At 63.0% G+C, this 22635-nt stretch carries 21 protein-coding genes; all 21 read left to right on the top strand.

Features of this window, described 5'->3' with window-relative positions:
- Positions 1-47: 47 nt before the first annotated feature.
- The 21 genes from C1D09_RS31235 to C1D09_RS31135 all read left to right on the top strand — a co-directional run bounded on the left by C1D09_RS31235 (position 48) and on the right by C1D09_RS31135 (position 22593).
- The gene (locus C1D09_RS31235) at positions 48-629 is read left to right on the top strand and encodes a NuoB/complex I 20 kDa subunit family protein (RefSeq protein ID WP_015317338.1); all 582 of its coding nucleotides are present in this window, start codon (positions 48-50) and stop codon (positions 627-629) included.
- A gap of 4 nt (positions 630-633) precedes the next feature.
- Positions 634-1236 carry an NADH-quinone oxidoreductase subunit C gene (locus C1D09_RS31230; RefSeq protein ID WP_143977796.1) on the top strand — a complete coding sequence of 201 codons (603 nt, stop codon included), beginning with the start codon at positions 634-636 and terminating at the stop codon, positions 1234-1236.
- Between the two features lie 32 nt (positions 1237-1268).
- The gene (locus tag C1D09_RS31225) at positions 1269-1646 is read left to right on the top strand and encodes a four helix bundle protein (protein ID WP_143977795.1); all 378 of its coding nucleotides are present in this window, start codon (positions 1269-1271) and stop codon (positions 1644-1646) included.
- A gap of 66 nt (positions 1647-1712) precedes the next feature.
- Positions 1713-2903, top strand: a complete 1191-nt coding sequence (locus C1D09_RS31220) for an NADH-quinone oxidoreductase subunit D (protein WP_143977794.1) — start codon at positions 1713-1715, stop codon at positions 2901-2903.
- Complete coding sequence (locus C1D09_RS31215; protein WP_143977793.1) at positions 2904-4184, top strand: NADH-quinone oxidoreductase subunit E; 1281 nt, start codon at positions 2904-2906, stop codon at positions 4182-4184. It abuts the gene before it with no gap.
- Between the two features lie 10 nt (positions 4185-4194).
- Positions 4195-5499, top strand: coding sequence for an NADH-quinone oxidoreductase subunit NuoF (gene nuoF / locus C1D09_RS31210; RefSeq protein WP_010910107.1), 1305 nt, complete (start codon positions 4195-4197; stop codon positions 5497-5499).
- A 61-nt stretch (positions 5500-5560) separates the two neighbouring features.
- Positions 5561-6256 carry an NADH-quinone oxidoreductase subunit E gene (locus C1D09_RS31205; protein WP_143977792.1) on the top strand — a complete coding sequence of 232 codons (696 nt, stop codon included), beginning with the start codon at positions 5561-5563 and terminating at the stop codon, positions 6254-6256.
- Positions 6257-6329: 73 nt separating this feature from the next.
- Positions 6330-8411, top strand: a complete 2082-nt coding sequence (gene nuoG, locus C1D09_RS31200) for an NADH-quinone oxidoreductase subunit NuoG (protein WP_143977791.1) — start codon at positions 6330-6332, stop codon at positions 8409-8411.
- Between the two features lie 2 nt (positions 8412-8413).
- A complete protein-coding gene (gene nuoH, locus C1D09_RS31195; protein WP_032930718.1) occupies positions 8414-9457 on the top strand; it encodes an NADH-quinone oxidoreductase subunit NuoH in 1044 nt (347 codons plus the stop codon).
- Positions 9457-9948, top strand: a complete 492-nt coding sequence (gene nuoI, locus C1D09_RS31190; RefSeq protein WP_027046992.1) for an NADH-quinone oxidoreductase subunit NuoI — start codon at positions 9457-9459, stop codon at positions 9946-9948. The genes nuoH and nuoI overlap by 1 nt, the downstream gene beginning before the upstream one ends.
- 131 nt (positions 9949-10079) lie before the next feature.
- The gene (locus C1D09_RS31185) at positions 10080-10700 is read left to right on the top strand and encodes an NADH-quinone oxidoreductase subunit J (protein WP_143977790.1); all 621 of its coding nucleotides are present in this window, start codon (positions 10080-10082) and stop codon (positions 10698-10700) included.
- Position 10701: 1 nt separating this feature from the next.
- The gene (gene nuoK, locus C1D09_RS31180; protein WP_010910101.1) at positions 10702-11010 is read left to right on the top strand and encodes an NADH-quinone oxidoreductase subunit NuoK; all 309 of its coding nucleotides are present in this window, start codon (positions 10702-10704) and stop codon (positions 11008-11010) included.
- Positions 11011-11020: 10 nt separating this feature from the next.
- Entirely contained in the window at positions 11021-12994 is a 1974-nt protein-coding gene (gene nuoL, locus C1D09_RS31175; RefSeq protein WP_143977789.1) for an NADH-quinone oxidoreductase subunit L, read from the top strand.
- Positions 12994-14499 (top strand): NADH-quinone oxidoreductase subunit M, encoded by a 1506-nt coding sequence (locus tag C1D09_RS31170; RefSeq protein WP_143977788.1) that lies wholly within the window; start codon positions 12994-12996, stop codon positions 14497-14499. The genes nuoL and C1D09_RS31170 overlap by 1 nt, the downstream gene beginning before the upstream one ends.
- Before the next feature lie 19 nt (positions 14500-14518).
- The gene (gene nuoN / locus C1D09_RS31165; protein ID WP_143977787.1) at positions 14519-15955 is read left to right on the top strand and encodes an NADH-quinone oxidoreductase subunit NuoN; all 1437 of its coding nucleotides are present in this window, start codon (positions 14519-14521) and stop codon (positions 15953-15955) included.
- Positions 15956-15959: 4 nt separating this feature from the next.
- Positions 15960-16781: a biotin--[acetyl-CoA-carboxylase] ligase gene (locus C1D09_RS31160; RefSeq protein ID WP_143977786.1), complete on the top strand. Its 822-nt coding sequence runs from the start codon at positions 15960-15962 to the stop codon at positions 16779-16781.
- A gap of 93 nt (positions 16782-16874) precedes the next feature.
- Positions 16875-18545, top strand: coding sequence for a ribonuclease J (locus C1D09_RS31155; RefSeq protein WP_143977785.1), 1671 nt, complete (start codon positions 16875-16877; stop codon positions 18543-18545).
- A 98-nt stretch (positions 18546-18643) separates the two neighbouring features.
- Positions 18644-19048: a methylmalonyl-CoA epimerase gene (mce, locus tag C1D09_RS31150; RefSeq protein WP_143977784.1), complete on the top strand. Its 405-nt coding sequence runs from the start codon at positions 18644-18646 to the stop codon at positions 19046-19048.
- Complete coding sequence (locus C1D09_RS31145) at positions 19045-19329, top strand: DUF1467 family protein (RefSeq protein WP_010910093.1); 285 nt, start codon at positions 19045-19047, stop codon at positions 19327-19329. Before mce ends, C1D09_RS31145 begins: the two co-directional genes overlap by 4 nt.
- 652 nt (positions 19330-19981) lie before the next feature.
- Positions 19982-21310, top strand: a complete 1329-nt coding sequence (gene proS / locus C1D09_RS31140) for a proline--tRNA ligase (protein ID WP_143977783.1) — start codon at positions 19982-19984, stop codon at positions 21308-21310.
- The gene (locus tag C1D09_RS31135) at positions 21307-22593 is read left to right on the top strand and encodes a lipoprotein-releasing ABC transporter permease subunit (RefSeq protein ID WP_143977782.1); all 1287 of its coding nucleotides are present in this window, start codon (positions 21307-21309) and stop codon (positions 22591-22593) included. The genes proS and C1D09_RS31135 overlap by 4 nt, the downstream gene beginning before the upstream one ends.
- Positions 22594-22635: the final 42 nt, after the last annotated feature.

Below are 22635 nucleotides of genomic sequence, written 5' to 3'. Positions count from 1 at the left end.
GTGCTGACCATCGGCTTTGCCTATGAGTGGAAAAAAGGAGCGCTGGAATGGGATTGAACGACAGTTCCGGCACCCTCGTCGCGCCGAAGCCGAAGGGCATCATCGATCCCAACACCGGCAGGCCGGTGGGGGAGGACGATCCCTTCTTCCTCGAAATCAACAATGAGCTTGCCGACAAGGGGTTTCTCGTCACCTCGACCGAGGCGCTGATCACCTGGGCGCGCAGCGGCTCGCTGATGTTCATGACCTTCGGTCTGGCGTGTTGCGCCGTCGAGATGATCCACACCTCGATGCCGCGCTATGACTCGGAGCGCTTTGGCGTCGCGCCACGCGCGTCGCCGCGCCAGTCCGACATCATGATCGTCGCCGGCACGCTGACCAACAAGATGGCGCCGGCGCTGCGCAAGGTCTACGACCAGATGCCGGAGCCGCGCTACGTCATCTCGATGGGCTCCTGCGCCAATGGCGGCGGCTACTACCACTATTCCTATTCGGTGGTGCGCGGCTGCGACCGCGTCGTGCCGGTCGACATCTATGTGCCCGGCTGCCCGCCGAGCGCCGAAGCTTTGCTCTACGGCATTCTTCTCCTGCAGAAGAAGATCCGCCGCACCGGCACGATCGAACGGTAAATCCATGGCCGCATCCCTGAGCGAACTGTCGACCTATCTCGGCGAAAAGCTGATTGGCCGCGTCAACGACGCGGTTCTCGCCTATGGCGAGCTTACCATCCATGTCGAGCCGCGCGACCTCATCGAAGTCGCGACCTTCCTTCGCGACGACACGCGCTGCCAGTTCATCTCGATCATCGATGTCTGCGGCGCCGACTATCCGTCGCGGGCCAAGCGTTTCGACGTCGTCTACCATCTGCTTTCGCCGAAACAGAATGTGCGCATCCGCGTCAAGGTGCAGGCCGACGAGGAGACGATGGTGCCCTCGATCACCGGCGTCTATCCCGGTGCCGACTGGTTCGAGCGAGAGACCTACGATCTCTATGGCGTGCTGTTCTCGGGCCATCCCGACCTGCGCCGTCTTTTGACCGACTACGGTTTCGAAGGCCATCCGCTGCGAAAGGATTTCCCGCTGACCGGCTTCGTCGAAGTGCGTTACGACGATGAAGCCAAGCGCGTCATCTACGAGCCGGTCGAGCTGAAGCAGGAATTTCGCAATTTTGATTTTCTTTCCCCCTGGGAAGGGACGGATTACGTCCTGCCGGGCGACGAGAAGGCGAAACAGTGAGTAGGGAAGTAGCGAGTAGTCAGTAGGGAAAATTGGAGCAAAGGATCGAATCTTATCGTGACTTGAAGGTGTGGCAATCGTCCATGACGCTCGCCGAAGATTGTTACCGCTTCACCAAAGAGTTTCCGAGGGATGAGATTTACGGCATGACTTCTCAGATGCGCCGATCGGCGGTTTCGATCGCGGCGAACATCGCAGAGGGATACGGTCGGGAAAACAGAGGCTCGTTCATTCAATTCTTGCGCATGGCGCAAGGGTCGTTGAAGGAACTGGAAACGCACTTACTGCTGGCATGCCGGGTTGGGCTGCTGCGAAAAGACAATGAGATTGAACTGCTGCTGCGATGCGAAGAGATTGGAAAAATGATGAGATCTCTTATCCGAACGGTGCAGGCCAAGCAGGCGGAATGAAGCAGGCATTGAGACTGATGATCACTACTCACTACTCACTACTGACTCATCGCCAGAGGCGCCAGAATGGCTGAGACCTCCGTCCGCAATTTCAACATCAACTTCGGCCCGCAGCACCCTGCGGCGCACGGCGTTTTGCGCCTCGTGCTGGAGCTCGACGGCGAAGTCGTCGATCGCGTCGATCCGCATATCGGGCTGCTGCATCGCGGCACGGAAAAGCTGATCGAGGCAAAAACCTATCTGCAGGCTGTGCCTTATCTCGACCGGCTCGACTATTGCGCGCCGATGAACCAGGAGCATGCCTTCGCGCTCGCCGCCGAGCGCCTGCTCGGCATCGAGGTGCCGAGGCGCGGCCAGTTGATCCGCGTGCTTTATTGCGAGATCGGCCGCATCATGTCGCACATCCTCAATGTGACGACGCAGGCCATGGACGTCGGCGCGCTGACGCCGCCGCTGTGGGGCTTCGTCGAGCGCGAAAAGCTGATGGTGTTCTATGAGCGCGCCTCGGGTTCGCGCATGCACGCCGCCTATTTCCGCCCCGGTGGCGTCCATCAGGACCTGCCGCGCCAGCTGGTCGAGGACATCGGCAAGTGGATCGACCCGTTCCTCAAGTCGATCGACGATCTCGACAAGCTGCTGACCGGCAACCGCATCTTCAAACAGCGCAATGTCGATATAGGTATTGTTTCGCTGGCGGACGCCTGGGCCTGGGGTTTTTCGGGCGTCATGGTGCGCGGTTCGGGCTCACCATGGGATCTGCGCAAGTCGCAACCCTATGAATGCTATTCGGAAATGGATTTCGACATTCCGATCGGCAAGAACGGCGACTGCTACGACCGTTATCTCGTGCGCATGGAAGAAATGCGCCAGTCGGCCAGGATCATGCGCCAGTGCGTCGATCTCTTGCTCGGCAAGGAAAGCACCGGCCCGGTGTCGAACCTCGACGGCAAGGTCGTGCCGCCGAAGCGCGCGGCGATGAAGCGCTCGATGGAAGCGCTGATCCACCACTTCAAGCTCTACACCGAAGGCTATCGCGTTCCGGCCGGCGAGGTCTATGCGGCCGTCGAGGCGCCGAAGGGCGAATTCGGCGTCTATCTCGTCTCCGACGGCACCAACAAGCCGTATCGCTGCAAGCTGCGCGCCCCCGGCTTCGCGCATCTGCAAGCCATGGATTTCCTGTGCCGTGGCCACATGCTGGCCGACGTCACCGCCGTTCTCGGCTCCCTCGACATCGTGTTTGGTGAGGTCGATCGCTAAATGTCAGTCCGCCGTCTCGCAGATGCCAGAGTCCAGCCTGCCTCCTTCGCCTTCAACCGGGCGAATACGGCGGCGGCGAAGCAATGGATCAAGAAGTACCCGAAGGGCCGCGAGCAGTCGGCGATCATTCCACTGCTGATGCTGGCGCAGGAGCAGGAAGGGTGGGTCACCAAGGCGGCGATCGAGACGATCTCGGACATGCTCGGCATGCCGCGCATCCGTGGGCTCGAGGTCGCGACCTTCTACACGCAGTACCAGCTCAATCCGGTCGGTACGCGCGCCCACATCCAGGTCTGCGGCACCACACCGTGCATGCTGCGCGGCTCGGAAGCGCTGATGGATGTCTGCCGCTCGAAGATCCACCACGACCAGTTCCACACCAATGACAAGGGGACCTTGTCGTGGGAAGAGGTCGAATGTCTCGGCGCCTGCGTCAACGCGCCGATGGTGATGATCTTTAAGGATACGTTCGAGGACCTGACGCCGGAACGGCTGGCCGAGATCATCGATCTTTACGATGCGGGCAGGGGCGCCTCGGTGGCGCCAGGACCGCAGAACGGACGCACCGGCTCGGAGCCGGCCTCCGGCCTGACGACGCTGAAAAGCGAAAAGGCGATCCTCAAATCGACCCGCGACCGGGAGGCCAGGGAGGCCGCAAAAGCCGCCAAGGCGGCACCCGACGCGATCATCGCCGCGCCTGTTCCGGCACCCGCTGCCGTTCCGGTCGCGCCGTCCAATGCCAGCAAACCGAAGACCGACGCGCCAGAGACGAGCCCGGCGTTGAAGACGCCCTCGAAGACCAAGGTGGCGACCGCGACGGAGAAGGCGGCGAGCGTTTCAGCGCCGCTGCATTCGGCCGCCAACGCCAACAAGGCAGCGCCGGAAGTCGAAGCGCTCGCCAAGCAGCGCAATGGGCCGACGGCCAAGGCCGAACCGGCCGCTGCCTTCAAGGCGCCGGAAGCCAAGGGGCCGGCGACAAAGCCTGCAAAACCGTCGCTGGAGGACAAGAACCGTCCGGCCGGTATCGACAGGCCGGCGGCCGTCGACGATCTCAAGCTGATCTCCGGCGTCGGCCCGAAGATCGAGGGCATCCTGCATACGCTGGGCATCTTCACTTTCGCGCAGGTCGCTTCCTGGAAGAAGGCAGAGCGCGAGTGGGTGGACGGCTATCTTTCCTTCCAAGGCCGCATCGATCGGGACGACTGGGTCAAGCAGGCCAAGGCGCTCGCCAAGGGCGGCGTCGCCGAATACATCCGCGTCTTCGGCAAGAAGCCGGTCTGAGGGACGAAAAATGCTTCAGGATAAAGACCGCATCTTCACCAACATCTACGGCCTCTTCGACAAGTCGCTGGCCGGCGCGATGGCGCGTGGCGCCTGGGACAACACGCCCGGCATCGTCGCCAAGGGGCGCGAATGGATCGTCAATGAGATGAAGGCGTCCGGCCTGCGCGGCCGTGGCGGCGCCGGCTTCCCGACGGGCCTCAAATGGTCGTTCATGCCCAAGCAGAGCGACGGCAGGCCAAGCTACCTTGTCATCAATGCCGATGAATCCGAGCCCGGCACCTGCAAGGACCGCGACATCCTGCGCAACGACCCGCACACGCTGGTCGAGGGCGCGCTGCTCGCGGGCTTCGCCATGGGCGCGATTGCCGCCTACATCTACGTGCGCGGCGAGTTCATCAGGGAGCGCGAGGCGCTGCAGCGCGCCATCGACGAGGCTTATGAAGCCAAGCTGATCGGCAAGGGCAACACCTCCGGCTATGATTTCGACGTCTACATGCATCACGGCGCCGGCGCCTATATCTGCGGTGAAGAGACCGCATTGCTCGAAAGCCTTGAGGGCAAGAAGGGCCAGCCCCGGCTGAAGCCGCCCTTCCCAGCCAATGTCGGCCTCTATGGATGCCCGACCACGGTCAACAATGTCGAATCGATCGCGGTGGCGCCGACCATCCTGCGCCGGGGGGCTGCCTGGTTCTCGTCTTTCGGCCGGCCCAACAATGTCGGCACCAAGCTGTTCTGCGTGTCCGGCCATGTCAACAATCCGTGCACCGTCGAAGAGGCGATGTCGATCCCGTTCCGCGAGCTGATCGAGACGCATTGCGGCGGCATCCGCGGCGGCTGGGACAATCTGCTCGCGGTCATCCCGGGCGGCGCCTCCGTGCCGCTGGTGCCGGCGGAGCAGATCATCGACACGCCGATGGATTTCGATGCGCTGCGCGACCTCAAATCCGGCCTCGGCACAGCGGCCGTCATCGTCATGGACAAGTCGACCGATGTGGTGAAGGCGATCGCGCGGCTGTCATACTTCTACAAGCATGAGAGCTGCGGCCAGTGCACGCCGTGCCGCGAAGGCACCGGCTGGATGTGGCGGGTGATGGAGCGGCTGGTGCGCGGCGAGGCACAGAAGCGCGAGATCGACATGCTGCTCGACGTCACCAAGCAGGTCGAGGGCCACACGATCTGCGCGCTGGGCGACGCGGCGGCGTGGCCGATCCAGGGACTGATGCGGCATTTCCGCGGCGAGGTTGAGCGGCGCATCGACGAGTTTTCGCGCAACGCGCACCGGGCCGAACCGGTGATGGTTGCAGCGGAATAGCAGATTTTTGAATGCGGGAATAACGGGGCGGGGCGAACGAAGAAACGACCAGGAGAACTCTATGGCGCCGTATTCGACACCCTACCCACTGATGCCCAATTTGGAACAGATCGAGAAGATGAACCAGGACCTGACCAGGATGATGCCGAAGGAGATGGCCAGCGCCATCAACCTTTTCGTGCACCCTGTCGCGGGTGCGGCGGCGATGTCGGCGCTTGGCATGGGGCTTGCCAATCATGCGTTCGGGGTCTGGCTGGGCGCGCTTTCGGGCGCCGCCGAGGCATCACAGCGCCTCATGCAGCCGCTGATCGAGGATTTCGAGGCACGCGTCGAGCAGCTCGAGGATGCGAGGTCGTCGTCCATCAAGGCGCGGGCGACGGCCAAGACCATGATTGCGGAGGCGCAGTCCTTCGCGCAGGAGGTCACGGACATCGCCGCCAAGGAAGCCGCGACCACGGCGCCGGTGGTGAATGTCGCTCCGGCAACGAGCGAGACCGCCGATGTGCTGCTGCCAGAGGATTTCAGGCAGCCCAAGGCGATCGACAAGCCGGCGAAACCGTCCGACCTCAAGGCGATATCGGGCATCGGCCCGAAGCTGGAAAAGGTGCTGAACGGGCTCGGCATCTGGACCTATGCGCAGATCGCCGCATGGTCTCCGCAGGAGATCGCCTGGGTCGACGACTATCTGTCGTTCAACGGCCGGATCGGGCGTGACGACTGGACTGCGCAGGCGGCTGTGCTGGTCGGGAAGAAGTGATTGAAATGCCGGGCGCCGCGTCTGTCGCGCCCGGGAAATGAGATTGCGGGAAATCCGCAGGGGTTTGAAGCGAATGGCAAAGCTCAAGGTCGACGGGAAAGAGATCACTGTACCCGACCACTACACGCTGCTGCAGGCGGCGGAAGACGCGGGCGCGGAAGTGCCGCGCTTCTGCTTCCATGAGCGGCTGTCGATCGCCGGCAATTGCCGCATGTGCCTGATCGAGGTGAAGGGCGGGCCGCCCAAGCCGCAGGCGTCCTGCGCCATGGGCGTGCGCGATTTGCGCCCCGGCCCCAATGGCGAGCCGCCGGAAATCTTCACCAACACGCCGATGGTCAAGAAGGCCCGGGAAGGCGTGATGGAATTCCTGCTGATCAACCATCCGCTGGATTGTCCGATTTGCGACCAGGGCGGCGAATGCGACCTGCAGGACCAGGCCATGGCCTTCGGCGTCGATTCCTCGCGCTATCACGAGAACAAGCGCGCCGTCGAAGACAAGTATATCGGTCCATTGGTCAAGACGGTGATGAACCGCTGCATCCATTGCACGCGTTGCGTCCGCTTCACCACTGAAGTCGCGGGCATTTCCGAACTCGGCCTGATCGGCCGCGGCGAGGACGCCGAGATCACCACCTATCTCGAACAGGCGATGACCTCGGAACTGCAGGGCAATGTCATCGATCTGTGCCCGGTCGGTGCGCTGACTTCCAAGCCCTTCGCCTTCCAGGCGCGGCCGTGGGAGCTGACCAAGACCGAATCCATCGACGTGATGGACGCGGTCGGCTCGGCGATCCGCATCGACAGCCGTGGCCGCGAAGTGATGCGCATCCTGCCGCGCGTCAACGAGCAGGTGAACGAGGAGTGGATTTCGGACAAGACCCGCTTCATCTGGGACGGATTGCGCACGCAGCGCCTCGACCGCCCCTATGTGCGCAAGGATGGCAGACTGGTTCCGGCGAGCTGGGCCGAAGCCTTCGCGGCAATCAAGGACGCGGTGTCGAAGACCTCGCCCGAGAAGATCGGCGCCATCGCAGGCGATCTCGCGGCCGTCGAGGAAATCTATGCGCTGAAGCTGCTGATGGCTTCGGTGGGTTCCAAGAATGTCGACTGCCGCCAGGATGGCGCAGCCCTCGATCCGGCGCTCGGCCGTGCCAGCTACATTTTCAACCCGACCATCGAAGGCATCGAACAGGCCGATGCGGTGCTGATCATCGGCGCCAATCCGCGTTTCGAGGCCTCGGTGCTCAACGCCCGCATCCGTAAGCGCTGGCGGGTCGGCAATCTGCCGGTCGGCGTCATCGGCGATGTGGGCGACACGCGCTACGAGTATGAATTGCTCGGCGCCGGGCCGGATTCGCTGAAGGATCTGGCCGACGGCAATGGCAAGTTCTTCCAGACGCTGAAGAAGGCGACGCATCCGCTGATCATCATCGGCCAGGGCGCGCTGGCGCGCGCCGACGGCGCGGCCGTGCTCGGCCAGGCGGCGAAGCTCGCCACTGCCGTCAATGCCGCTCGCGCCGACTGGAACGGCTTTGCCGTGCTGCACAATGCGGCGGCCAGGGTCGGCGGCCTCGATCTCGGCTTCGTGCCGGGCGAGGGCGGCAAGGATGTCGCCGGCATGCTAGGCGAAACGGACGTGCTGTTCCTGCTTGGCGCCGACGAGATCGACATGGGCAAGACCGGCGGCGCCTTCGTCGTCTATATCGGCACCCATGGCGACCACGGCGCGCACCGCGCCAATGTCATTCTGCCGGCGGCCGCCTACACGGAAAAGTCGGGCACCTACGTCAACACCGAAGGACGCGTGCAGCAGACCAACCGCGCCGGCTTCGCGCCTGGCGACGCACGGGACGACTGGGCGATTCTGAGGGCCCTGTCCGACGTGCTGGGCAAGAAACTGCCGTTCGATTCGCTGCCGCAACTGCGGGCGAAGCTCTATGGCGAGTATCCGCATCTGGCGCGTATCGATCAGGTCGCGGCCGGCAACGCCGAGGATATCGCCAAGGTGGCGAAGCTTGGCGGACGGCTGAACAAGGGCACCTTCACCTCGCCGGTCAAGGACTTCTACCTGACCAACCCGATCGCGCGGGCGTCCGCCGTGATGGCGGAATGCTCGGCACTGGCCAAGAGCGGCTTCAAGCAGGCGGCGGAATAAGCATGGACACCTTCTTCTCCTTCTACGTGCTGCCGGCTCTGCTGATCCTTCTGAAGTCTGTCGTGCTGATCGTGGTGCTGCTGATCTTCGTGGCCTACATCCTCTACGCCGACCGCAAGATCTGGGCGGCGGTACAACTGCGCCGCGGCCCGAACGTCGTCGGCCCCTGGGGCACGCTGCAGGCCTTTGCCGACCTGTTGAAATTCGTCTTCAAGGAGCCGGTCATCCCGTCCGGCGCCAACAAGGGCGTGTTCCTTCTGGCGCCGCTGGTGTCGGCGGTGCTGGCGATTTCGGCCTGGGCGGTCATTCCGGTCAACCAGGGCTGGGCGATCGCCAACGTCAATGTCGGCATCCTCTATGTCTTCGCCATCTCCTCGCTCGAGGTCTACGGCGTGATCATGGGCGGCTGGGCGTCCAACTCGAAGTATCCGTTCCTCGGCGCGCTGCGTTCGGCGGCGCAGATGGTGTCCTACGAAGTCTCGATCGGCTTCGTCATCGTCACCGTGCTGCTCACCGCCGGCTCGCTCAATTTGTCCGACATCGTGCTGTCGCAGCATGATGGCATTGGCACCCGGCTTGGCCTGCCCAACACCTTCCTCGACTGGAACTGGCTGGCGCTGTTCCCGATGTTCATCATCTTCTTCATCTCGGCGCTGGCCGAGACGAACCGGCCGCCCTTCGATCTGGTCGAAGCCGAATCGGAACTGGTCGCCGGCCACATGGTCGAATATTCGTCGACGCCGTTCCTGCTGTTCTTCCTCGGCGAGTACGTCGCCATCGTCCTGATGTGCGCGCTGGCCACCATCCTGTTCCTCGGCGGTTGGCTGCCGCCCTTCGACTTCGCGCCCTTCACCTGGGTGCCCGGCGTCATCTGGTTCGTGCTGAAGGTCTGTTTCGTGTTCTTCGGTATCTCCATGGTGAAGGCCTTCGTGCCGCGCTATCGCTACGACCAACTGATGCGGCTGGGCTGGAAAGTATTCCTGCCGATCTCGTTGTTCATGGTGGTCGCCACCGCAGCCTTCCTCAAGATCACGGGGTTTGCGTGATGTCCGCTTTGTCCCAGGCCGCAAAATCGCTGCTCCTGCAGGATTTCGTCAGCGCCTTCTTCCTGTCGATGCGCCAGTTCTTCGCGCCGAAGGAAACGATCAACTATCCGCATGAGAAGGGGCCGACCAGCCCGCGCTTCCGTGGCGAACACGCGCTGCGCCGCTATCCCAATGGCGAGGAACGCTGCATCGCCTGCAAATTGTGCGAAGCGATTTGCCCGGCGCAGGCCATCACGATCGAGGCCGGCCCGCGCCGCAATGACGGCACGCGCCGTACGGTGCGTTACGACATCGACATGGTGAAGTGCATCTATTGCGGCTTCTGCCAGGAAGCCTGCCCGGTCGACGCCATCGTCGAGGGGCCGAACTTCGAGTTCGCGACGGAAACCCGCGAAGAGCTCTACTACGACAAGGACAAGCTGCTGGCGAATGGCGACCGGTGGGAGCGCGAACTGGCGCGCAACATCTCGTTGGATGCGCCGTACCGCTGATATTTGAAGCATGGACGAGGCGAGGGGCCTCGTCTAAGGACAACGCGGCTCAGGTACCGGAGGCGGAACCGAGCCAGAGATAGCAAACAGGACGAGCGTCCCGTTTGGACAGGAACCCCGGGGGAACCCCAATGCTGAGTGGACTAGAGGCGGCCTTTTTCTACCTCTTCGCCTTTGTCGCCGTGGCGTCGGCGTTCATGGTCATTTCATCGCGCAACCCCGTGCATTCGGTGCTGTTCCTGATCCTGACCTTCTTCAACGCCGCCGGCCTGTTCATGCTGACCGGCGCCGAATTCCTGGCGATGATCCTGCTCGTCGTCTATGTCGGCGCGGTCATGGTGCTGTTCCTGTTCGTCGTCATGATGCTCGACGTCGACTTCGCCGAAATGAAAGAGGGCGCGCTGCAATACGCGCCGATCGGCGCGCTGGTCGGGCTGATCCTGGCGGCGGAGCTGATCATCGTGCTGGGCGGCTACACATTCGCGCCGAAGCTGGCCGCGACAGTGTCGAAGCCCATTCCCGATCTCGCGGCGCGCTCGAACACGGCCGCGCTCGGCGACATCCTCTATACCGACTACCTCTACTACTTCCAGATTTCGGGCCTCATCCTACTGGTCGCCATGATCGGCGCCATCGTGCTGACGCTGCGCCACAAGGAAGGGGTCAAGCGGCAGTCGATCGCAGCCCAGGTCGGCCGCACGCCGGCCACCGGGATGGAAATCCGCAAGGTCAAGTCGGGCGAAGGAGTCTGAGATGGTCGTCGGCATCGCACATTATCTGACCGTATCGGCTGTTCTGTTCACGCTCGGCGTGTTCGGCATCTTCCTGAACCGCAAGAACGTCATCGTCATCCTGATGTCGGTCGAACTGATCCTGCTTGCGGTCAACATCAACTTCGTCGCCTTTTCGGCGGCGCTCGGCGATCTGGTCGGCCAGGTGTTCGCGCTGTTCGTGCTGACGGTCGCGGCGGCTGAAGCCGCCATCGGACTTGCCATTCTCGTCGTCTTCTTCCGCAACCGCGGCTCGATCGCGGTCGAAGACGTGAACATGATGAAGGGTTGACGGAACCACCATGTATCAGGCCATCGTCTTCCTTCCCCTGCTCGGCTTCCTGATCGTCGGCCTGTTCGGCACGTCGCTTGGCGCCAAGGCGTCCGAATATATCACCTCCGGTTTCCTGGTGATCTCGGCGGTGCTTTCGTGGGTCGCCTTCTTCAGCGTCGGCTTCGGCCACAGCGAGGTGTTCACAGTGCCGGTGCTGCACTGGATCCAATCCGGCGGGCTGGACGTCTCCTGGGCGCTGCGCATCGACACGCTGACGGTGGTGATGCTGGTGGTGGTCAACACGGTGTCGGCGCTGGTCCACATCTATTCGATCGGTTACATGCACCACGATCCGAACCGGCCGCGCTTCTTCGCCTATCTGTCGCTGTTCACTTTCGCCATGCTGATGCTGGTGACGGCCGACAACCTGGTGCAGATGTTCTTCGGCTGGGAAGGGGTCGGTCTCGCCTCCTACCTGCTGATCGGTTTCTGGTACAAGAAGCCGTCGGCCAATGCCGCGGCCATCAAGGCCTTCGTCGTCAACCGCGTCGGCGATTTCGGCTTCGCGCTCGGCATTTTCGGCGTGTTCGTGCTGTTCGGCTCGGTCAATCTCGGCACCATCTTCGCCAATGCGGCGACGTTCGTTCCGGCCGAAGGCGCGCCGCAAGGTGCTGCCGTGCTGACCTTCCTCGGCCATGCGCTGGACAAGCAGGCGGCCATGACCGTCGTCTGCCTGCTCCTGTTCATGGGCGCCATGGGCAAGTCGGCGCAGGTGCCGCTGCACACTTGGCTGCCGGACGCCATGGAAGGCCCGACGCCGGTCTCCGCGCTCATCCATGCCGCTACCATGGTGACGGCGGGCGTGTTCATGCTGGCGCGGCTGTCGCCGCTGTTCGAGCTGTCGCATTCGGCGCTGACGGTGGTGACCTTCATCGGCGCCTTCACCGCCTTCTTCGCGGCGACCGTTGGCCTCGTCCAGAACGACATCAAGCGCGTCATCGCCTATTCGACCTGCTCGCAGCTCGGCTACATGTTCGTGGCGCTCGGCGTCGGCGCCTACGGCGCTGCCATCTTCCACCTGTTCACGCACGCCTTCTTCAAGGCGCTGCTGTTCCTCGGCTCGGGCTCGGTCATCCATGCCGTCTCCGACGAGCAGGACATGCGCAAGATGGGCGGCCTCAGAAAGCTGATCCCGACCACCTACTGGATGATGGTGATCGGCACGCTGGCGCTGACCGGCGTCGGCATTCCGGTGACCGTCATCGGCACCGCGGGCTTCTTCTCCAAGGACGCCATCATCGAAACCGCCTTTGCAGGGCACAATTCGGTCGCCGGCCTTGCTTTCGTGCTGCTGGTCATCGCCGCCTGCTTCACCTCGTTCTATTCATGGCGGCTGATCTTCATGACCTTCCACGGCAAGCCGCGGGCGAGCCATGAGGTGATGCACCATGTGCATGAATCGCCGCCGGTGATGCTGGTGCCGCTGTTCGTGCTCGCCGCCGGCGCACTGTTCGCCGGCATCATCTTCCACAATTCCTTCATCGGCGAAGGCTATGCCGAGTTCTGGAAAGCGTCGCTGTTCACGCTGCCGGACAATCACATCCTGCACGAAATCCACGAACTGCCGCTGTGGGTCGAACTGTCGCCCTTCATCGCCATGCTGATTGGCTTCGCGGTGGCCTGGAAGTTCTACATCCGCTCGCCGGAAATGCCGGTGAACCTTGCCAAGCAGAATCGCGGGCTCTACGCCTTCCTGCTCAACAAATGGTATTTCGACGAACTCTACGACTTCCTGTTCGTGCGGCCGGCCAAGCGTCTTGGCCATTTCCTGTGGAAGACCGGTGACGGCACCGTCATCGACGGCCTCGGGCCGGATGGCATTTCGGCGCGCGTCGTCGATGTCACCAACCGCGTCGTCAAGCTGCAGACCGGCTACCTCTACCATTATGCCTTCGCCATGCTGATCGGCGTTGCCGCACTCGTCACCTGGATGATGCTCTGATGACCGCCTGGCCAATCCTCTCGCTGGTCACCTTCCTGCCGCTGGTTGGTGCGCTGCTGATCCTGTTCATCCGGGATGACAGCGAAAACGCGCGCCGCAACATCCGCGCCATCGCGCTGTTGACGACGACGTTCACGTTCATCGTCTCGCTGTTCATCTGGACCGGCTTCGACAATTCGCAGGCCGGTTTCCAGTTCGTCGAGAAATTCGCCTGGCTCGACTCCGGCATTTCCTACCATATGGGCGTCGACGGCATTTCCATGCTGTTCGTCATCCTGACGACGTTCCTGATGCCGCTCTGCATCCTGGCCTCGTGGGAAGCGATCGACAAGCGCGTCAAGGCCTACATGATCGCCTTCCTGCTGCTCGAGACGCTGATGATCGGCGTGTTCTGCGCGCTGGATATCGTGCTGTTCTACGTCTTCTTCGAAGCCGGCCTGATCCCGATGTTCATCATCATCGGCGTGTGGGGCGGCAAAAGGCGCGTCTATGCCTCGTTCAAGTTCTTCCTCTACACGCTCGCCGGTTCGGTGCTGATGCTGCTCGCCATCATGGCGATGTTCTTCCAGTCCGGCACGACCGACATACCGACGCTGCTGACGCACAGCTTCCCGGCCAACATGCAGACCTGGCTGTGGCTCGCCTTCTTCGCCTCCTTCGCGGTGAAGATGCCGATGTGGCCGGTGCACACCTGGCTGCCCGACGCGCACGTCGAGGCGCCGACGGCGGGTTCGGTGATCCTGGCCGGCATCCTCCTGAAGATGGGCGGGTACGGCTTCCTGCGCTTCTCCTTGCCGATGTTCCCGCTGGCGTCCGAACTGTTCGCGCCGCTGGTGTTCACGCTGTCGGTCGTCGCCATCATCTACACCTCGTTGGTGGCGTTGATGCAGGAGGACATGAAGAAGCTGATCGCCTATTCCTCGGTCGCCCATATGGGCTTCGTCACCATGGGCATCTTCGCCATGAACCAGGAAGGCGTGCAGGGCGCGATCTTCCAGATGCTCAGCCATGGCCTCGTCTCGGGCGCGCTGTTCCTGTGCGTCGGCGTCATCTACGACCGCATGCACACGCGCGAAATCGCGGCCTATGGCGGCCTGGTCAACAACATGCCGAAATACGCCACCGTGTTCCTGATCTTCACCATGGCCAATGTCGGCCTGCCGGGCACTTCGGGCTTCATCGGCGAGTTCCTGACCATGCTCGGCGTGTTCCGGGTCAACACCTGGGTGGCATTCTTCGCCGCCACCGGCGTCATCCTGTCGGCGGCCTACGCGCTCTGGCTCTACCGCAGGGTGATCTTCGGCGCGCTGACCAAGGACAGCCTGAAAGGGCTGCTCGACCTGTCGCTGCGCGAGAAGGTGATCATCTACCCGCTGGTGCTGCTGGTCATCTTCTTCGGCGTCTATCCCGCTCCCGTCTTCGACGCGACGGCCCAATCGGTCAAGTCGCTCGTCACCAATGTCACCGCATCCATCGGCGCCGCGCAGACCGCGGCGGCGAACTGACCCAGGGGTTTTGCGAACCATGACGCCGGACCTTCTCTCCAGCCTGTCGCTCTCGGCGCCCGAGCTGATCCTTGCCCTCGGCGCGCTCGCGCTACTGATGGTCGGCGCCTATTCGCGCGCCAACACCGCCAATACCGTGACCGGCCTTGCCGTCGCGGTGCTGGTGATCGCCGGTGCCTGGCTGGTCCTTTCCACGGGGCAGGGCAGCGCCTATGGCAACGCCTTCATCCAGGATCCCTTCTCCCGTTTCATGAAAGTCCTGGCGCTGGTCGGCTCGGCGGTGACGCTGGTCATGTCGATGCGCTTTGCCAAGGCGGAGCGTTTCGACAAGTTCGAATATCCGGTGCTGATCCTGTTGTGCACGCTTGGCATGATGTTGATGATTTCGGCCAACGGCATGATCGGGCTCTATCTCGGCCTCGAATTGCAGTCGTTGGCGATCTACGTGCTGGCGGCGATCAACCGCGACAATCTGCGTTCGACCGAGGCGGGGCTGAAATACTTCGTCCTTGGCGCGCTGTCGTCGGGCATGCTGCTCTACGGCATCAGCCTGGTCTACGGCTACACCGGGAACACCGGTTTCCAGGAAATTGCCTCGGCGCTTGGCAGCGGAGAACGCCAGCTCGGCCTCGTTTTCGGTCTGGTCTTCGTGCTGGCCGGCCTTGCCTTCAAGATTTCGGCGGTGCCGTTCCACATGTGGACGCCCGACGTCTATGAAGGCGCGCCGACGCCGGTGACGGCCTTCCTGGCGGCGGCTCCCAAGATGGCGGCGATGGCGCTGATCGTGCGCGTCACCATGGGCGCGTTCAAGCCGATCGCTTCCGACTGGCAGCAGATCATCGTCTTCATCTCGATCGCCTCGATGGCGCTCGGCGCCTTTGCCGCGATCGGCCAGACCAACATCAAGCGGCTGATGGCCTATTCCTCGATTGGCCATATGGGCTACGCGCTGGTCGGCCTTGCCGCCAACAGCCAGGCTGGCGTGCGCGGTGTCGCCATCTATATGCTGATCTATCTGGTGATGACGCTCGGCACCTTCGCCTTCATCCTCGCCATGCGGCGCAAGGAAGGCAATGTCGAACAGATCAGCGACCTGGCCGGGCTGTCCTCGACCAACCCGATCATGGCGACCATCCTCACCATCCTGATGTTTTCGCTGGCCGGCATCCCGCCGCTCGCCGGCTTCTGGGGGAAGTGGTACGTCTTCCTCGCCGCCATCAACGCCAACCTCTACGCGCTGGCGATCATCGGCGTGCTGGCCTCGGTGGTGGGTGCCTATTACTATCTGCGCATCATCAAGATCATGTGGTTCGACGAACCGGTCGGCGGCTTCGTGCCGATGGCTAGCGAATTGCGTGTCGTGCTTGGCGTCTGCGGCGCCTTCGTGCTGTTCTATGTGCTGATCGGCGGACCGATCGGCACCTATGCCGAAGCCGCCGCCAAGACATTTTTCTGACGCTATGGCATTTCGGCTGGCCCCAACCTCGGTGTCGGAAGGGTTCCGGCTCGAGGCCCATGACAGCGTCGGATCCACCAACACGCTGGCGCTGGATCACGCCCGGGCAGGCGATCCGGGCAGGCTGTGGGTCGTTTCCAAGAGGCAGGAAAGCGGACGCGGCCGGCGCGGCCGCGCCTGGGTGTCGCCCGAGGGCAACCTGGCGGCGACCTTGCTCGTCATCACCGGCGGTGAACTGCGCCTTGCCGCGACGCTGGGTTTCGTGGCCGGCCTGTCGCTTGCCGACGCACTGGATGCCGTGGTGCCGAAGAGCCGCATCGCCGTCGGGCTTGATGGCGCGAGCCAGGGACAAAACCGTTTCGAGTTGAAATGGCCCAACGATGTGCTTGCCTCGGGCGCGAAGCTCGCCGGTATCCTGCTGGAGTCGGCGATACTGGAGGGCGGCCGCTTCGCGGTGGCGGTCGGCATCGGCGTCAACGTCGTGGCGCACCCCGCGGAGTTGCCTTATCCCGCGACATCGCTGCAAGCTCTGGGCGCGACATGCGATGCCGAGACGCTGTTCCTGGCGCTATCCGATGCCTGGAGCGAGAATGCCCGGCTGTGGGATGAAGGCCGCGGCCTTGCTGCCGTCAGGCGGCGCTGGCTGGCCCGCGCGGCGGGCCTTGGCGGCGAGGTAGCAGTCAGAATTGACGGTAATGTGGTGCGTGGGGTGTTCGAGACCATTGACGAGGACTGCCGTTTCGTGATCCGCGACGGTGAGGGGTCGGTGCTGGCGATCGCGGCTGGCGATGTGCATTTCGGCGCGGTCGCGTCCGCTCAAGTATAGTTTGTTTTTGAGCAATTCCGGGACGGAAAACGTTAGAGACTTTTCCTGGAATTGATTTAACGGCTTGGCCCGAGGGTCAGGAAGGGAAAGATCATGGCGAAAGCGGAAAACGCCGAACTCGTCTTCGTGCCGCTCGGCGGCGTCGGCGAGATCGGCATGAACTTCGCCCTCTATGGCTACGGCCCGCCAAGCGCGCGCGAATGGATCGTCATTGATGTCGGCGTCACCTTTCCCGACGCGGCGCATCCGGGCGTCGACCTGATCCTGCCAGACACGCGCTTCATAGAGGAGAATCTCGCCAATCTGCGCGGCATCATCATCACCCACGCGCATGAGGACCATTATGGCGCGCTGCTCGACATCTGGCCGAGGCTGAAGGCGCCAGTGTGGATGACGCCGTTCAGTGCCGGGCTGCTGGAAGCCAAGCGGCAGGGCGAGCAGGGCGCGCCGAAGATTCCGCTGACGATCTACCGGGCCGGCGAGACATTCACCGTCGGTCCATTCGAGGTCGAAGCCATTCCCGTGGCGCACTCGATCCCCGAGCCGATGTCGCTGGCCATCACCACGCCGGCCGGCACCGTCATCCACACCGGCGACTGGAAGATCGATCCGGAACCGACGATCGGGCCGAAGACCGACGAGGCGCGGTTCCGTGCCTATGGCGACAAGGGCGTTCTGGCGCTGATCTGCGACTCGACCAATGCGCTGCGGGAAGGGGAATCGCCGTCGGAAGTGGCGGTTGGCGAGGGGCTCAAGGGCGTCATCCAGAGCGCCGTCGGCCGGGTCGCCGTGACGACCTTCTCCTCCAATGTCGGGCGTATCGTCTCCATTGCCAAGGCGGCGCGCGATGCCGGCCGCCAGTGCCTGGTGCTCGGCCGCTCGCTGAAGCGCGTTATCGATGTGGCGGACGAGCTTGGCTACATGGACGGCCTGCCGGAATTCATTGCCGAGGAGGATTTCGGCTTCATCCCGCGCGAAAACCTGGTCATCATCTGCACCGGCAGCCAGGGCGAACCGCTGGCGGCGCTGGCGAAACTGTCGCGCGACGAGATGAAATCGGTATCGCTGACGGCGGGCGATACGGTGGTGTTTTCCTCGCGCACCATTCCCGGCAACGAGAAGGCGATCCTCGAGATCAAGAACCGCCTCATCGACCTCGGCATCAAGATCATCGAGGATGGCGACGCGCTGGTGCACGTCTCCGGCCACCCGCGCCGCAGCGAGTTGCGCAAGATGTATGAATGGGTGCGCCCGCGGATCGGCGTTCCCGTGCATGGCGAGGCGGCGCATCTGGTGGCGCAGGGCTCGCTGATGTCGACCTCCGGCATCGGCCAGGTGGCGCAGGTGCGCGACGGCGACATGCTGCGGCTCGCTCCCGGTCCCGCCACGATTATCGACCAGGTGCCGTTCGGCCGCATCTACAAGGACGGCAATCTGATCGGCACCGACCAGGCGATGGGCATTCGCGACCGGCGCAAACTGTCCTTTGCCGGCCATGTCGCCGTCAATGTCGTGCTCGATGACAAATACGAACTGGCCGGCGATCCCGATCTGGTCGCCATCGGCGTCGCCGAGGCCGACGCCAGCGGCGAGACGCTGGAGGATTTGATGATCGATGCGGCCGTGGGTGCGGTCGATTCGATCCCCCGTCAGCGGCGCAAGGATCTCGACCTGGTTCAGGAAGCGGTGCGGCGCGCTGTGCGTGGCGCCGCCAACGAAGCCTGGGGCAAGAAGCCGCTGGTGACGGTGTTTGTCACCAGATGAGGGTGTAGGCAGTAGGGTAGCGGAATGCGATCACCTTAGTCCGTCTTCCCTGTTGCCGTACTGCCTTATTGCCATACTGCCCTGATACGGAGCATTCCATGCTTGGACGCCTCAACCATGTCGCGCTCGCGGTGCCGGATCTGGCCGCCGCCGTTGCTGCCTACCGCAACACGCTTGGCGCCGAAGTGACGGAGCCGCACGCTTTGCCGGAGCATGGCGTCGCGGTGGTGTTCGTCAATGTCGGCAACACCAAGATCGAATTGCTGGAACCGCTGGGCGAGGGCTCGCCGATCGCTGCGTTCCTGGCGAAGAACCCGTCAGGCGGCATGCATCATCTCTGCTACGAGGTCGACGACATCCTCGCCGCGCGCGACCAACTCAAGGCCGCCGGCGCGCGCGTGCTGGGCGACGGCAATCCGAAAACCGGCGCGCATGGCAAGCCGGTGCTGTTCCTGCATCCGAAGGATTTCTTCGGCACGCTGATCGAACTGGAGCAATCATGAGTTGGGTTTCGTTCACCGCCCTGTTTTTCGCGACCTGGTGGGTGGTGCTGTTCGCCGTACTGCCGTTCAGCGTCAGGACGCAGGACGACGATCATGACGTGACACTGGGCACGGTTCCAAGCGCGCCGCGCGGGCCGCACATGCTGCGCGCGGTGATCCGCACCACCATCGCCACGGCGATCCTCATGGGCATCTTCTATGGGCTGACGCACGGGCTCGGCTACAGCCTTAACGACATCCCGCATATCGTGCCGGATTTCGGCCAGACCCCCGCGAAATAGATCGCCCGGCAAGAGTGCAGCGACGACATCGATGCGCCACTGACGTGGATCGAGATGCCGCCATATTTCACGGTGACGGGTGCTGACGCCGGGCCATGTGACCTTGCAGTACGCCGCGCTAACCAGATGATTGCACAAAAAAAATGCAAGGCACGAGGCCTTGCAATTAAACGCGTCCGATCTGTTTCCGGTTTCCGGCGGCAGCGAGTAACCGCGCCTAGATCGCATCCTCCCAAGACTTTGACCGCGTAGGAGAGCAGATTTTTCTCCGCCCTCTCGGTTATCGCGGCACACTAGCCTAAGCCGAATGAAAATGTCACGAAGAATTTTGCCTCGAAACAGGCATTCTCGTGCTGCACTGCACAATAGTATGGCATGCTTTGCTTGGGAAACGACCAGCAAGGCTCGACGGAGCCTTTGCGGCATGTTCTGGATTGACGCGCGCAAAGAATTGGCGGCCAAAACCGAAGAGGTTCGGCATGCTCGATGCCGGCACGGCATGGTCCGGAAACCGGAGGATTCCGGGCCGCAGCGCGCTGATGTGCCGCCATGCCCGGGTTTCCATTCCGTCATGAAATGGCTATGAAGCCGGGGCAAGCAAGCCTGCGTCGCGCTGATTCTGGCGTGGCCGTTCTCATTCACGGACCAGTCCATGCGTTTGTCGCGCTATTTCCTGCCGATCCTCAAAGAAAATCCGCGCGAAGCCGAGATCGTCTCGCATCGACTGATGCTGCGTGCCGGCATGATCCGCCAGCAGGGGCAGGGCAGTTTTTCCTGGTTGCCACTTGGCAAGCGGGTGTTGGACAAGGTCTGTCAGATCATCCGCGAGGAGCAGAACCGCGCCGGCGCGCTGGAGATCCTCATGCCGACCATCCAGTCGGCCGACCTGTGGCGCGAAAGCGGTCGCTACAATGACTATGGCAAGGAGATGCTGCGCATCAAGGACCGCCAGGACCGCGACATGCTCTACGGCCCGACCAACGAGGAAATGGTCACCGAGATTTTCCGCGCCTATGTGAAGTCCTACAAGGATTTGCCGCTCAACCTCTACCACATCCAGTGGAAGTTCCGCGACGAGGTGCGGCCGCGCTTCGGCGTCATGCGTTCGCGCGAGTTCCTGATGAAGGACGCCTATTCCTTCGACCTCGATTTCGAGGCCGCGAGGGCCGCCTACAACCGGATGTTCGTCTCCTACCTCAGGACGTTCACGCGCATGGGCCTGCAGGCAATTCCGATGCGCGCCGACACCGGACCGATCGGCGGCGACCTCAGCCATGAATTCATCATCCTGGCGGATACCGGCGAAAGCCAGGTTTTCTGCCATCGCGACTATCTTTCGCTTGCCGTGCCGGGCGCCGACACCGACTTCGCCAATGACGGCGAGATATCAGACATCGTCAGGACGTGGACGACGCCCTACGCCGCCACCGACGAGATGCATGACGAAGCTGCCTGGGAAAAGGTCGCCGAGAACGACAAGGTTTCGGCACGCGGCATCGAGGTTGGCCACATCTTCCATTTCGGCGAGAAGTATTCCAAGCCGATGGGTGCCAAGGTGACCGGCCCCGACGGCAAGGATCATTTCGCTTCCGGGGGCTCCTACGGCATCGGCCCGTCGCGTCTGGTCGCGGCGATCATCGAAGCCAGCCATGACGAGAACGGCATCATCTGGCCCGACGCCGTGGCGCCGTTCGACATCGGCCTGATCAACATGAAGGTCGGCGACGCCGATTGCGACCGTGTCAGCGATGAGCTGAATGCCGCCTTCACCGCCGCCGGCAAGGATGTTCTCTACGACGACACCGACCAGCGGCCGGGCGGCAAGTTCGCCACCGCCGACCTGATCGGTCTGCCCTGGCAGGTGATCGTCGGACCGCGCGGCGTGGCCGCGGGCGAGGTCGAGATCAAGAATCGCAGGACCGGCGAGCGCGAGACGCTGCCGATCGCCGATGCGAAAAAACGCTTCGGTGTCGCCGCATGAGCGAGACGGCCGCGGCAAGATCGGCGGGCGCTGGCCCGTTCTCCTTCTTCGAGCGCACGGTTGCCTGGCGCTATTTGCGCTCGCGGCGCAAGGAGACGGTGATCTCGGTCATCGCCTCGATCTCCTTCCTCGGCATCATGCTGGGGGTGGCGACGTTGATCGTCGTCATGGCCGTGATGAACGGCTTCCGCGCCGAACTGTTGACGCGCATCCTTGGCGTCAACGGCCATCTGATCGTGCAGCCGCTCGATTCGCCGCTTGAGGACTACGCCCAGGTCGCCGGCCGCATCAACGGCGTGCCCGGCGTCAAATACGCCATTCCGCTGATCGACGGCCAGGTGCTGGCTCAAGGCAACGTCGGCGGCGGCACGGGCGCGCTGGTGCGCGGCATACGCGGCGAAGACCTCGGCAAGATCGCCATCGTCGCCAACAACATCAAGCAGGGGTCACTCGCCGGTTTCGATTCGGGCGAGGGCGTTGCCGTCGGCAAGCGCATGGCCGAGAATCTCGGCCTGACGCTGGGCGACACCATTACGCTCATCTCGCCCGATGGCGACGTGACGCCGATCGGCACGACGCCGCGCATGAAAGGCTACAAGATCGCGGCGATCTTTGAAGTCGGCATGTCGGAATATGACACGTCCATCGTCTACATGCCCTTCTCCGAGGCGCAGCTCTATTTCAACATGGATGGCCGCGCGCAGACGATCGAGATCTATGTCGACAATCCCGACAATGTCGACGCGCTGAAACCGAAGGTGGAAGAGGCGGCGCAACGGCCCATCGAGATGGTCGACTGGCGCCAGCGCAACGAGACCTTCTTTTCCGCCCTGCAGGTCGAGCGCAACGTCATGTTCATGATCCTGACGCTGATCGTGCTGGTGGCGGCGCTCAACATCATTTCAGGACTGATCATGCTGGTGAAGGACAAGGGGCACGACATCGCCATCCTGCGCACCATGGGCGCCTCGCGTGGCGCCATCCTGCGCATCTTCCTGATGACGGGGGCGGCGATCGGCGTCACCGGCACGCTCGCCGGCGTGCTGCTCGGCGTCGTGATCTGCACCAACATCGAATCGATCCGCCAGTTCTTCTCCTGGATGACGGGCAAGGTGCTGTTCAACCCGGAGCTCTATTTCCTGAGCCAGCTGCCGGCGAAGATGGACCCGCGCGAGACGACCTATGTCATCATCATGGCGCTTGGGCTGTCCTTCCTGGCGACGGTGTTTCCGGCATGGCGGGCGGCTCGCCTCGATCCGGTCGAAGCCTTGAGGTACGAGTAGTGGCCGAGGTCATTATCGAGCTGAAGAGCGTCGAGCGGCACT

The sequence above is a fragment of the Mesorhizobium intechi genome, from assembly GCF_002879535.1.
GTDB lineage: Bacteria > Pseudomonadota > Alphaproteobacteria > Rhizobiales > Rhizobiaceae > Mesorhizobium > Mesorhizobium intechi.
Note: the sequence above shows the minus strand (reverse complement) of the source record. Positions and strands in the feature narration are given on the sequence as shown.